The following is a 12,877-nucleotide window of genomic DNA, read 5'->3' as shown; positions in this document are numbered from 1 at the left end:
TTATGTACGGAAAAATTAAAGAACACTTACAAAACGAGTTAGACGCCATAAAAGAAGCGGGTCTTTACAAAACAGAACGTATCATAACATCTCCCCAAGATGCAGTGATCAAAATTAATACAGGAGAAGAAGTGATTAACTTTTGTGCAAATAACTACTTGGGCTTGTCATCGCATCCAGAAGTTATTCAAGCAGCCAAAGATGCTATGGATACGCATGGTTTTGGGATGTCTTCTGTGCGTTTTATATGTGGTACCCAAGATATTCACAAAACCTTAGAGGCTAAAATAGCTCATTTTTATGGGACAGAGGATACTATTTTATACGCTGCGGCCTTTGATGCCAATGGGGGCGTTTTTGAGCCTTTATTAACAGCAGATGACGCCATTATTTCAGATTCTTTAAACCATGCTTCTATTATAGATGGGGTTCGTTTGTGTAAAGCAAAGCGATATAGATATGTCAATAATGATATGGCCGATTTAGAAAAGCAGCTTCAGCAAGCTAATGCAGACGGTGCCAGATTTAAAATTGTTGTAACTGATGGTGTTTTCTCAATGGATGGTCTGTTAGCACCATTGGATAAAATCTGTGACTTGGCAGATAAATACGATGCTATGGTAATGATTGATGAATGCCACGCTACCGGATTTATTGGAGAAACGGGACGTGGAACACTAGAAGAAAAAGGTGTTTTAGACCGTATAGATATTATTACAGGAACCTTAGGAAAAGCCTTAGGTGGTGCAATGGGTGGCTATACCACAGGAAAAAAAGAGATTATAGAAATTTTAAGGCAACGTTCAAGACCTTATTTATTTTCTAATTCTTTGGCACCGGCAATTGTAGGCGCATCTATTAAGGTATTTGAAATGTTAGATACGGATACAAGCTTAAGAGATAGGCTAGCCGAAAATACAGCATACTTTAAAAAAGGAATGAAAGAAGCAGGGTTGGATATTATAGATGGCGATTCTGCCATTGTACCCGTAATGTTGTACGACGCTAAGCTTTCTCAGAAAATGGCGAATATGCTGTTGGAAAAAGGAATTTATGTAATCGGATTTTTCTTTCCTGTAGTTCCTAAGGATAAGGCGAGGATCAGAGTTCAATTATCTGCTGCTCATACTAAAGAACACTTAGATAAAGCCATAAAAGCCTTTACGGAAGTTGGAAAAGAACTGAATATTATATAGTTGGTATAAATATTTTATTGAAAATGTTAAAAAAATGGTTGTTTGATTTTGTTAATAAATCCTAACAACTTACATTTGCAGCTTACAAACACTTAAAACTTAAATTTTAAAGCATGAAAAATCTTAGCAAATTAATGGTTGTTGTCCTACTTATAGTGGGTGTTAACAACATACAAGCGCAAGACGAGAATAATCCTTGGCAGATTACTTTTGGTGCGAACGCAGTTGATATGTGGCCAACTAATGATGACAACGCCGCTTACGTTACTGGAGAAATGTTCGATGAGTACTTTAATGCTACTGATCACTGGAACATTCTTCCTTCTATTTCTTACATAGCAGTTAATAAATATGTAGGTAATGGTTTTTCTGTTGGAGCAAGAGGTTCTTTAAATAGAATTGACAAATTAGGAGATTGGGCTGCTGATGACCTTTCTTACTATGGCTTAGACGGTGCAATTAAATATGCATTCTTACAAAATACAACGATCGATCCTTTTGTTGAAATAGGTGGTGGTTATACTTGGGTAGATGATATAGGAGCAGGAACAGTTAATGCTGGTCTTGGTTTAAACATCTGGTTCTCTGAGAACATAGGTTTAACTTTACAAACTGGTTACAAGCACGGATTTGAAGATTATAGCGTTAAACATTTCCAACACTTAGCTGGTCTTGCTATCAAATTTGGTGGTGCTGATACAGATGGTGATGGTGTTTATGATAAAGATGATGCTTGTCCAGAAGTTGCTGGTTTAGAAGCTTTCAACGGTTGTCCTGATGCTGATGGTGATGGTATTGAAGACAGCAAAGATGCTTGTCCTAACGAAGCTGGTTCTAAAGAAATGAACGGTTGTCCTGATGCTGACGGTGATGGTATCGCTGATAAAGATGACGCTTGTCCTAACGAAGCTGGTTCTAAAGCTTTAAACGGATGTCCTGATGCTGATGGTGACGGTGTAGCTGATAAAGATGACAAATGTCCTTCTGAAGCTGGTCCTGCTGCTAACAATGGTTGTCCTTACGAAGATAAAGATAATGATGGTGTATTAGATAAAGATGACAAATGTCCAGAAGTTGCTGGTACTGTTGCAAACAACGGTTGTCCTGAAGTAACTGAAGCTGTTCAAAAGCAATTGAATGATTATGCTAGAACTATCTTGTTTGATACTGGTAAATCTTCAATTAAAGCTGCATCTACAAGTGTAATGGTAGATATCATTACAATCTTAAAAGAGTATCCTACTGCTAAATTTACAGTAGAAGGTCATACTGATAGTGTAGGTAGTGCTTCTTTAAACCAAAAATTATCTGAGTCTAGAGCACTTTCTGTAAAAGATTTCTTAGTTGCTGAAGGTATTGATGCTTTTAGATTATCTGCTGTAGGTTACGGTGAAGATAAGCCAATGGCTACTAACAATACTAGAGCTGGTAGAACTCAAAACAGAAGAGTTGAGATCAACTTAGTAAAATAATAAGAGTTTAATACTCTAATTTTATAGAAAAAGCTCCGCAATTGCGGGGCTTTTTTTATTTTTACCCTATGCAAAGTTTTTTAGAGGAAACACTCCTTTCAGTTATTAAAAAAGAAGGCTCCTTAGAGAACCTAATTTTTGTATTACCCAGCAAGCGTGCAGGCGCTTTTCTTAGAAATTCTATTTCTAAACATATAGATGCTACCATATTTGCTCCAGAAATAGTAAGTGTTGAAGATTTTGTAGAAAACATATCTGGCCTAGCCTATGCTTCTACTACCCAACAATTGTTTGAGTTGTATAAAGCCTACGTCAATGTGGTTCAAGGAGAGAAGGACGGTTTTTACGCTTTTTCAAAATGGGGAAATACGCTGTTGCAAGATTTTAACGAGATTGACCGATATCTTGTAGATACTTCAAAAATATTTTCACACCTAAATGCCATACAAGAAATTAACCACTGGTCTTTAGAAAAGGAACACAGTGCCATTATTCGCAATTATATTGCTTTTTGGGATTCACTAGAAGCCTTGTACGGCTCTTTTAACACTTCTTTAATGGATAAGGGTCTAGGACACCAAGGCTTGGTATATAGGCAAGCTTGTGCAAATTTAGATCCCTATATTGAAGATACGAAGCAAAGCAAACATTTGTTTATTGGGTTTAATGCCTTGAATACGGCAGAAGAACTTATTATCCAAACAATTCTAGAAAAGACCAATTCAGAAATATATTGGGATATAGATCCTTATTTCTATAAAGACCCTGTGCATGATGCCGGTTTTTTTATGCGTCAGTTTAAGAGTAAATGGGGGTTGTATAAAGACAAACCCTTAGTTAGCTCTACAATACAATATCAGAATCCTAAACTTATTGAAATAACTGGAGTCCCTAAAAATGTTTCTCAGGCTAAATACGTAGGTGGTTTATTAGGGGATTTACAAGAAAATAACAGTGTACAGTTAGCAAATACCGCCATAGTATTAGGTGATGAATCGCTTTTAAACCCTTTGATAAATGCAATTCCAGAATCAATTTCTAATATAAATATTACCATGGGTTTTCCGCTAACCCAAACTCCCTTAGAAAGTTTGTTTTCACAAATGTTCGATATTTATACTAGGGAGGATTCCCAGGGGTGGTACTACCAGCAAATCACTACACTTTTAAATCACCCTTATTTACAAATCTTATTTTCTGGAAGTGATGGAAATATAGCAGATGTTATTTGTGAACAGATTAAAACCAAAAATTGGATCTATGTAGATGCTGCAAAGATTAAATCTTTAGTCAAGGATAAAAGCGACTACTTAGGGCTTTTGTTTTTTGAAGATAAATTAACACCTAAGCTGTTTTTAGAGCAATGTTTGGCGCTTATTTTAGCAATTAAAGAGGCTATAAATAGTACTGAAAATGGGTTAGAGTTAGAATATTTGTATCGTTTTCATCAATTGTTTAATCAATTGCATGAGTTGGTTGCTACCTATCCTTTTATCAATGATATACAATCCCTTTTTGGTCTGTATAAGGAACTTTTATCTAAGGAGACTCTGGATTTTAAGGGAGAGCCATTAAAAGGGCTTCAAATTATGGGAATGTTAGAAAGCAGGAACCTAGATTTTGAAACGGTGATCATAACTTCAGTGAATGAAGGAATTCTGCCTTCTGGAAAATCGAATAATTCCTTTATTCCATTTGATATAAAGAAAATGTACGGTTTGCCCACCTACAAGGAAAAGGATGCGGTATACACCTATCATTTTTACCGATTGTTACAACGGGCCAAAAACATTTATATAGTATATAATACCGAACCAGATGTGTTAGAAGGTGGGGAAGTTAGTAGGTTAGTAAGGCAACTTCTGGCTGATGAAAATATGGCGAAGTATATACAGCAAAAGATTGCGTATTCTGCTATAAAATCGCCTAAGAAAAAAATGGGTTCCATAACCAAAGATGATCACCTACTGCAGTTACTAAAGGAAAAAGCAAGCAATGGTTTTTCGCCAACCTCATTGTCAAATTATATTAGAAATCCGTTGGACTTCTATAAAAAAAACATTTTGAGAATTAATGATGTGGAAGAGGTAGAAGAAACCGTAGCAGCCAACACCTTTGGGACCATAGTACATGAGACATTAGACGAACTTTACGCTCCTTTTTTGAACACTTTCTTAGAACCAGAAAAATTAGCAAAACTAGTACCCGCTATAGAAGGAGTAGTTAAAAAACATTTTGCTTTAAATTATGCCAATGTTAGTTTAGATCAAGGCAAAAACCTAATTGCCTACCATGTAGTTTTAAAATATGTAGCTACCTTTATTAAACTAGAGATTGAAGCCGCTAAAAAGTATCGGATTAAAATATTGGGCTTAGAAATGGCCTTAAGTACCACCATAAATTTACCAGAATTAGGGTTCCCGGTATTAATCAAAGGAAAGCTAGATAGGATAGATGAGGTAGACGGAATGTTGCGTGTTATAGATTATAAAACGGGGAAAGTAGAACAGAAGAACTTGAATGTAACTTCTTGGGATGACCTTATAGTTAATTATGATAAAAGCAAGGCATTTCAGTTGTTGTGTTATGCCTATATGTTTCATAAAAACACCCCAATAACAAATGTAGAAGCAGGGATATTTTCTTTTAAAAACTTAAAGGCGGGTATTTTAAAATTTAAGAACGATAAATCTACAAATATAACCGCAGATACAATTGCATTGTTTGAAAAAGAGTTACATGCACTAGTTTTGGAAATTTGTGACCCTTCAATACCCTTTGTGGAAAAAGAGATAAAATAAAAACCCTTGTCTTATAAAAAAGGCAAGGGATACTAGGAAAAAAGAGGAATTATTAGCTAATAATTTGTGCAAGAGAGGCTAATGAATCAATAATATAAGTAGGATTCTCTTTTTCAATTTGTGCTCTGGTTTGTGCTCCAGATAAAACACCAACGGTAATTCCACAATTTGCATTTTTACCTTCTTCAATATCTATGGCAGAATCACCAGCTTTTAAAACAGTTGCTGCTTCTACTATACCCATTAATTTCATAGCTTTAAAAATCATATCAGGGTGTGGGCGCCCATTTACGACATCATCAGCTGTTATTAAGGCGTCGTAATGTGTGCCTTTTTTCCAATGTAGCTTCTCTAATAATAGGTTTGCTATTTTACTATTGTAACCCGTATTTAAGACTACTTTAATATTGTCCCTTTTTAATTGCAACATAACGGTTTCAACACCGTTGATTGGCTTTACATCTAGCACTTTGTATTCCTCATCTAGCATTGTTTTGAAATTTTCAAAAATGGCCTGTGCATCCGCGGTTTTGTTGCCTAATGCTATTAAAACATCTTGTATAGCCTTGAACTTTTCTTTTCCTGCACCATATTCAAAAACAGTATCCAAGTCTACGGAAACGCCACTTTTGTTAATTGCTTTGTGTAAGGTTTTGTATACTACATTGTCTTCATTTACTGTGGTTCCGGCCATATCAAAAACCACCATTTTTATCTTTGTCATGCTTATTTATTTATAATCCGTGTTAAACTATTTTTAGCAAATCCGGCACTTGCAGTCATTCCTTTACCTCCAATACCGGTTACTATATGTACATTGTTGCTTACTTTATGTTCAAAAACATCTGTTGTTTTACATTGCGAATAAAAACCAGCCCAACGATTTTGAATAGTATAGGTGGGTAGATTAATTATTTTTTTAGCTTCTTCAATCATAAAATTATCAATGTCCATATTAAGGTCATACCCTAATTGGTCACTGTGTTTGGCACTAGCGTATTCATGAGAATCTCCTATAATGACAGAACCATCTAGAGCTTGTTTAAAAAGAATATGAACTCCGTATTTTTTCTCTAAACTGTTTGGATTTTCTTGGGCTTTTATAGTTTTATACGAAGGACATTCTTCAAAAGATTCATACCTTCTAATGGTTAATCCTGTTAGGATGGAGCCATCTAATGTATAGTTTTTTTGCGGTTTTGTTTGTAGCATCTGTAATTTGGAAACAACCAAATCGCTATCATTATACACCTCAGGGTACAATGCCTTAAAATCACTTCCATTACAGATAATTACCTTAGAAGCATAAAACGCTTTACCTGAAGATGCAGTAATAAGAACTTTATCGTTTAATTCTGTGGTGTTGGTTACCGTAGTATTGCTAAAAAATGCTAGACCAAAGTCTTTAACCATATATTCACGCAATTTGTGGATCATAGTTCTAGGTTCTACCGTCACTTCTTGCGGGAAAAACAATCCCGCTTTGCAATACTCATTTTTAAGTCCAGCATATTTTGTTAAACACGCTTCTTTTGTCAACAATGCGGACTCATAGTTATTTTTCTTATTAATGGTATGTAACTCTTCAATTAGTTGAAGTTCTTCTTCATTGGATGCAATATAAACGGTTCCATTTTGCCGAATACTAATGTCAAATTTAGCTTGAATGGATTTGTATATTTTTAGACTTTCCCTACCATAGTTTTGCCATTTCAAATTCATTCCAGACGGCACAACTTGCCCAAAATTTCGAACAGTAGCTCCTTGTGGATGTGTGTCTTTTTCTATCAAGGCTACAGATAAGCCTTGAATAAGTGCGTGGTATGCGTGGAAAGTACCTAAGGCCCCCCCGCCTACGATTACGAGGTCGTATGTATTAGTATTCATATAATAAATTACTGGATTCTAATGCTGGTTTATGTTTATTTTTAAAAAAGAGGAATGAAATGAGCGTTGCCAAAATACCAACAAATGCAACACTGTACAAGCAGTAAACAAAGAAATCTAACCACGACAATTCTGCCCGACCAATATTTTTGTACAATAAGATGGATACGCTCCCCAAATAACCAAAGGCATCAGCAATATAGATTAGAAATCCAACGTTTCCTTTAATTTTAAAGGTGGCTATCATCCTATCAAAATAGAGCCCATTAAAAGGCACATAACAGATATACATTCCAAACCCGGAGATGACCATCCATATGGCTGGCTCAATGATTTGTAATTGAAAAGCCAAAGTAGATGCTACAATGGCAACACAGCCAAAAATTAAAATATAATGATAATAAGCAAATGCTTTTTTATTCTTTTTAATGGCACCAATTCCTCCTAAAATAAGTAAAACAGTAATAGCAATTGGAATTTCTGATAAGGCGTATATTGAGGTGCTGCCTTCATAACCTAAAGCATCCCATAATTCTCTAGCAAAGTTGTCTCTAAAATCTCGTATGGCAGTTAGGAATATATAAAACACAATGATAAGGGTGAGCGGTAGTGCAAATTGTTTAAATAATTGAACACGCCCCGTTTTGTTTAGTGGTTTTCTTTCAGATTTTTCTAAAATATCTTCCTGTGTTGGAGCGGGAATTTTTTCTAGTAAAATTGAAAAAAGTAATAAAGGAATAATAAAGAATAGGCCCGTAAAAAAGGGCATCCAAAACTCACCAATATGTAATGTATCCATTACATATTTACCTACAGATTTTACGACTCCAGAGGAGACAATAAAACTAGAGCATAATACTACACCTAAAATTTCTGTCGCTTTCCTACCCTCGATATAAGAGAAAACAAGACCCCAAATCATTCCTAAAGGGATACCATTTAAAAATAAGAAAACAATGTTATATGGAGCCGGGATTAAGGCAAAACCTAATAGTGCTAGCTCCGCAAGTAGAATAAAACCAATTAAATAAAAAGTACGTTTTGAAGATTTCATTTCAGAAATGATCTTAATACCTAAAAATTTAGATAATGTATAACCTAAGACTTGCGCAATTATTAAAAGAATTTTATAATCTATTCCCATATACGCCAAGCCTTCAAAAGTAGCTACAGAAAAGGGTTTTCTAAATGCATACATACAAAAATAAGTACCAAATGCAGCAAAAGAAGCCTTTAGGATAAAACTAATTTTAGCACTATTTCGTAGCATTAATAAATTAAAATTTTTGATTAATAGCCTGTTTTAGACAGTGACAAATAAATGCTAATTTTAACTTATTAGAAGATTTACAGTGTTATGAAATTTTTATTAAAAAGCAGCTTAATTGTAAGGATATCGTTAATGAGAAGTCGTTTTTTTATCGCTTTAATCCATTTTTATATTCAATTTTGTCCATCATGATTATTATTAATTCGCTATGGTAAATGTCTTTAACATATTTTTACGAATTGTATTAGGTACTTCTGACACAAGTGCATACTTACCAGGTTTTAAATTAACCGTAAAATATCCTGTACTTCCTGTGGGCATATCGTTAACCCCGCCTAAAAAAGTAAGCCCTTTTGGCACGGGTGTAATTAACCCTTTAGGGTGAGACCAATCCATCCAAGCTTCTAAGGTTTCTTCAGTGACAGCATCTTCTAGTTTTACTAAATTGACATCATGCCATATAAAATTTTCATGTGGTTTTTGATCTTTTACCAAAATAGAAAAAACCTGTTTCCCTGTTGTAATAGGTTTGTCATAAGATATTCCAGTTTCACCAGAAAGTGTAATATTTACTGTGGCCTCTGGTGGGGTGTTACCACTATCTTCCTCTGTTACAATGACGGGTTTCGCCATTCCCATTAAAGTGTGAAACTTCCCATTTGGCATTTTAACATAGCATTCCATAATATAATAGCCAGGATCTAATTTAACGGTTGTAGTTGCCGTATGTTTAGGAGCAATCAGTCCTACACCACCATAAAAAACGATTTCAAAATACCACGGTGGTAACTTATTAAATACCGCAAAGCCCTCTTGAGATTTTCCATTGTTAATCAAATCCATCCCTTCTGCAAAAACGGGAGCTACATCGGTTAGGGTATTTTCAATAGTTTTCTCTTCAGGGTATTTATCCAACAAAAAGAAATGCGTTTCATTCGATTCGTTTTTATACACAAAGGTGTTCCAACCAGAAGGGATGGTATCTACCATTTGAAACTCCATGTTTTGTGTCACCACCGTAATTACATTTTCATTTACAAGTGGTATTTTTTTCTGTAGTTCATCTGATTTTTTTTCTGTTTTACAGCTGATAAAAAAAAAGCTGATCAAGAAAATTTTAATTCCTAAATGGTTAAAAATTGTTTTCATAGTGAAAGGTTTAGTCTTAAATAATGGTGCGGCTATATTAGTTATCCTAAAAAAGGCATACAAGTACTATATGAGATGTATTATAAACTTAATCAAGTATTTCAAATTTTATCCAAGCAGCAGCACGCAAACCATTATTATCAGATGTGTTACCTAAAGAAATAGGGCCTTCTAAGGTTTTGCCTACTTGTCTTACCCATAACTTTGCATTAGGACCACTATCGTAAGTTTTAAACAAGCCATATTTAGCTTTCATTATTTCTGGGTCGTGAAAGGGTACCGTAAAGCCTTCTAAATTTTTACTTTCTTTTGCTAATATTAAATCTGTTAAAATGTGATAGATATCAACTTCGATGTATGAGTTGTATAGATTCTTAACATCAGAGAATAAACTTCCTGAACCATAGTCGTTTAAACAACTTTTAATTAAAAATTTTGCAGATGTATCAGAAATCTCTTGTGGTGATATTTCAAAAATTAAAGCATTCATAATATTACTTTCCTTTTTGCCTGTTTGAGATAGGGCTATTTGTTGAGAGTCACCAGAACCTTTTGGATGTGCTAGTGTATTGTCTTTAAATTGAATACATATTGATCCTACATCTTCAATGCAATGATTTTTTATTTTTTTGTTACCATATAATTTTTCTATTGCAATTTTATCAGTATCATTTGTTGTATAATTAATGGATTGAAAAAATTCATATTCAACATCTTTAGACCCTCGCTTTTTTATACACACCAAATCAGTAAGCGTCACTTTTAACTTAATTGGTTTTTCTATGGGTTTTGTTGGTATAATTTGAGGTATGATAGAAGTATCAATAGGTCCTACCAGCTCAGGAACTTCAATGGTTGCGTCCATTATTTCATCTTCGTGGGTTTTAGTTGGGTCAAATACAGTGTTAGAAGTGTTATCTGTTGTATCCTCTTTTGGATCCGGAAATCGGTCAGTATTTTTATTAACGGTCTTTTCAGGAAGTTTAGTTACACTATAGCCAGACGATGGATTAGATGACGCCGATTTAAAAAATACCATACCATTATTGTTTTGTAGTATTTTGGTGTTGATGGAACCAAAATTAAATGTATCACCGGCAATGAATTGGTCACCTGGAATGAATTGGTCCCCTGGAATGAATTGATTTCCCAACATAAAACTTTTGGCCCCTTTTAATGGAAGAAATTCAAAGTTTTTAGTGAATTGTGCGCTAGGAATGAAAGTATCGCCTGGAATAAAATTCTCATTAGTATTGAATGCTAAAACGGCATCACTATTAGGAACTAAGGTATAATTGCCATATAACATTCCTTGATGCAAGATGCTATTTGGGTATTTTTCAGCCACCAGTACAGGATCTTTCATAGTTTCAAACAATTCTATGTTCTGTACTTTTTTAGTCGTTTTATCAACGATGATGATAATTTTTGTGCCATTTTGTAAGTTTTTTTCTGTTTCTCCTATTTGTGCTTCGCCTAAGTCCGTTATAATAACATTTTTAATCCCCACTTTTGCAGGATTTTGAGAGTCATTAATACCGCCACCAATGGAAATCATAGAAGGTTGCATTTTAAACCTTGAGATGTTTAGCAACAAATTTTGATCAACATATATCTTAAGTTTTCCAGCATTATGTTCTATTTTCACATGACGCCAAATAGGTTCTAAAGTGTATAGTTCTTTTAAGTAGTTTTTGGCAGCACCTGATTGTGGATCAGCCCAATTAGTTTCCAACCCATCACGTTTTAAAGTTATTGGCTGATAAGAAATGTCACCCTCTCGATACCCACGTGAACCTTCCCAAAGTCTTATTAAAATACGTTGACCATAAATGGATGAAGTTTTTCCAAAAAACATATCAAACTCTACAGTAAAATCATCACCCAGATAGTTGTTCGTTTGGTCATTAACTATTGGCATAATTATACCTCCATGCATAATACTTATAGCATTAGTACCACCTAATTGATCTACAGTAGCCATCCCAGCAACCACATCCCATTTGCTGGGAAATTCTCCCATTGGTTCATTAGTAATATTGTCTTGGAACGTTTGTGCCTCAACAATAGTGCTCATCAAAAGGCACAGTAGTATTGTAATAAAATGTAGTGTTCTCATTTTTTTTCTTTTTTTGCTGTTTATTATCAATCATTGACGTCAACCCTCTTAATGTGCTTATTTATGCCTTTTTGATGGTTTTAAATGAATAAAACTAATTACAACTAGTTCGTTCTGCATTTAATAGCAGAGTTCTTATTAGCTATTTCTAAGGTTTTTTTAATGAGAAACTCAGGGTTGAACATATTGCCTACAAAATCAACAATAAGTTGTTCAGAACTCGTACTTATTAATCCTAATTGATGATTAGCTTTTAAAAATTTGTTGAACAGCTGTAAATGAGGGTCTTTCGCTACAAAATCTTCCAATTCATCATCTACAAGAGCTTCCACATAGTTTTTGACTGAAATTTGTGCTTCTTCTGTTAAGTCTTTCCACATTTTTCCGTTATGTTTTCTAGCAAACTCATTGTATATTTCAGGCATGATTTCTTCCTTTTGATTATTGAATTTTTTATAGTTCTCAAGAAAGTAGTTCCCAAAAAAGTAGTTCCCAATCTTTTTTTCATATTCCATCATACTATCGTAATCTACACTTCCATCATTAGACATCCCATAAAATTCTTGAGGGCAGTAATTAATAGAAGTACCCGCAAAAAGAACCAAGGATTCTATACCCAACCAATCCTTACGTTTACATGGGTTTGGTTCAGTTTCGGCCTTCATATCACAGTATGCTAACATTTCAACATAAGCCCCCATTATTTGTAAACACTTGCCTGTCTGTGACTCCTCTGAAAATTTAGCTAGGGCTTCGGAAAAATCAGACGCCAATTTTTTAAACTCTGGATCTTCAATTTTTTTTTCTATTTCTTTCATAGTAGTATCCCAATTTGCATCTGTGTCTGCTTGCTCTTTTGCAGCGACTTTAGATTCTCCAAAAGCATCTTTTGCTGCATTCAATATATCCCCAAAATCTTGCGCCAATAAAGTGGAAGAAAAAAGTAGGAATGCAATTGTTCTGAAAGCTATTTTTCTCATGAT

9 protein-coding genes are annotated in these 12,877 nt (G+C 34.5%); 3 read left to right on the top strand and 6 right to left on the bottom strand.

Translation table 11 applies throughout. From position 1 onward, the window contains the following. Positions 1-2 precede the first annotated feature (2 nt). The 3 genes from kbl to MWU65_RS15375 all read left to right on the top strand — a co-directional run bounded on the left by kbl (position 3) and on the right by MWU65_RS15375 (position 5,469). On the top strand, positions 3-1,196 hold the full coding sequence (kbl, locus tag MWU65_RS15385; protein WP_247079379.1) for a glycine C-acetyltransferase: 1,194 nt from the start codon (positions 3-5) through the stop codon (positions 1,194-1,196). A gap of 113 nt (positions 1,197-1,309) precedes the next feature. Then, positions 1,310-2,668: an OmpA family protein gene (locus MWU65_RS15380; RefSeq protein WP_247079378.1), complete on the top strand. Its 1,359-nt coding sequence runs from the start codon at positions 1,310-1,312 to the stop codon at positions 2,666-2,668. A 68-nt stretch (positions 2,669-2,736) separates the two neighbouring features. Beyond that, entirely contained in the window at positions 2,737-5,469 is a 2,733-nt protein-coding gene (locus tag MWU65_RS15375) for a PD-(D/E)XK nuclease family protein (RefSeq protein WP_247079377.1), read from the top strand. Between the two features lie 52 nt (positions 5,470-5,521). On the opposite strand, the gene MWU65_RS15370 is transcribed toward MWU65_RS15375, so the two are convergent. The 6 genes from MWU65_RS15370 to MWU65_RS15345 form a co-directional block, all read right to left on the bottom strand. Further along, positions 5,522-6,193 carry a phosphonatase-like hydrolase gene (locus MWU65_RS15370; RefSeq protein ID WP_247079376.1) on the bottom strand — a complete coding sequence of 224 codons (672 nt, stop codon included), beginning with the start codon at positions 6,191-6,193 and terminating at the stop codon, positions 5,522-5,524. Between the two features lie 2 nt (positions 6,194-6,195). Then, positions 6,196-7,356, bottom strand: a complete 1,161-nt coding sequence (locus tag MWU65_RS15365) for a TIGR03364 family FAD-dependent oxidoreductase (protein WP_247079375.1) — start codon at positions 7,354-7,356, stop codon at positions 6,196-6,198. After that, positions 7,346-8,626, bottom strand: coding sequence for a DUF5690 family protein (locus MWU65_RS15360; protein ID WP_247079374.1), 1,281 nt, complete (start codon positions 8,624-8,626; stop codon positions 7,346-7,348). The genes MWU65_RS15365 and MWU65_RS15360 overlap by 11 nt, the downstream gene beginning before the upstream one ends. Positions 8,627-8,824: 198 nt before the next feature. Further along, positions 8,825-9,775, bottom strand: a complete 951-nt coding sequence (locus MWU65_RS15355) for a hypothetical protein (protein ID WP_247079372.1) — start codon at positions 9,773-9,775, stop codon at positions 8,825-8,827. Between the two features lie 88 nt (positions 9,776-9,863). After that, on the bottom strand, positions 9,864-11,894 hold the full coding sequence (locus MWU65_RS15350; RefSeq protein ID WP_247079370.1) for a hypothetical protein: 2,031 nt from the start codon (positions 11,892-11,894) through the stop codon (positions 9,864-9,866). A 104-nt stretch (positions 11,895-11,998) separates the two neighbouring features. Further along, entirely contained in the window at positions 11,999-12,874 is an 876-nt protein-coding gene (locus MWU65_RS15345; RefSeq protein WP_247079368.1) for a hypothetical protein, read from the bottom strand. Between the last annotated feature and the right edge of the window lie 3 nt (positions 12,875-12,877).

Source organism: Cellulophaga sp. F20128 (assembly GCF_023015805.1).
GTDB lineage: Bacteria > Bacteroidota > Bacteroidia > Flavobacteriales > Flavobacteriaceae > Cellulophaga.
This window is presented reverse-complemented; position numbering and strand designations above follow the sequence as displayed.

Coding starts and splice junctions, on each gene's coding strand:
- MWU65_RS15360 (WP_247079374.1), bottom strand. CDS start 8,626: ATGCTACGAAATAGTGCTAAAATTAGTTTTATCCTAAAGGCTTCTTTT.
- MWU65_RS15370 (WP_247079376.1), bottom strand. CDS start 6,193: ATGACAAAGATAAAAATGGTGGTTTTTGATATGGCCGGAACCACAGTA.
- MWU65_RS15375 (WP_247079377.1), top strand. CDS start 2,737: ATGCAAAGTTTTTTAGAGGAAACACTCCTTTCAGTTATTAAAAAAGAA.
- MWU65_RS15365 (WP_247079375.1), bottom strand. CDS start 7,356: ATGAATACTAATACATACGACCTCGTAATCGTAGGCGGGGGGGCCTTA.
- MWU65_RS15350 (WP_247079370.1), bottom strand. CDS start 11,894: ATGAGAACACTACATTTTATTACAATACTACTGTGCCTTTTGATGAGC.
- MWU65_RS15380 (WP_247079378.1), top strand. CDS start 1,310: ATGAAAAATCTTAGCAAATTAATGGTTGTTGTCCTACTTATAGTGGGT.
- MWU65_RS15345 (WP_247079368.1), bottom strand. CDS start 12,874: ATGAGAAAAATAGCTTTCAGAACAATTGCATTCCTACTTTTTTCTTCC.
- kbl (WP_247079379.1), top strand. CDS start 3: ATGTACGGAAAAATTAAAGAACACTTACAAAACGAGTTAGACGCCATA.
- MWU65_RS15355 (WP_247079372.1), bottom strand. CDS start 9,775: ATGAAAACAATTTTTAACCATTTAGGAATTAAAATTTTCTTGATCAGC.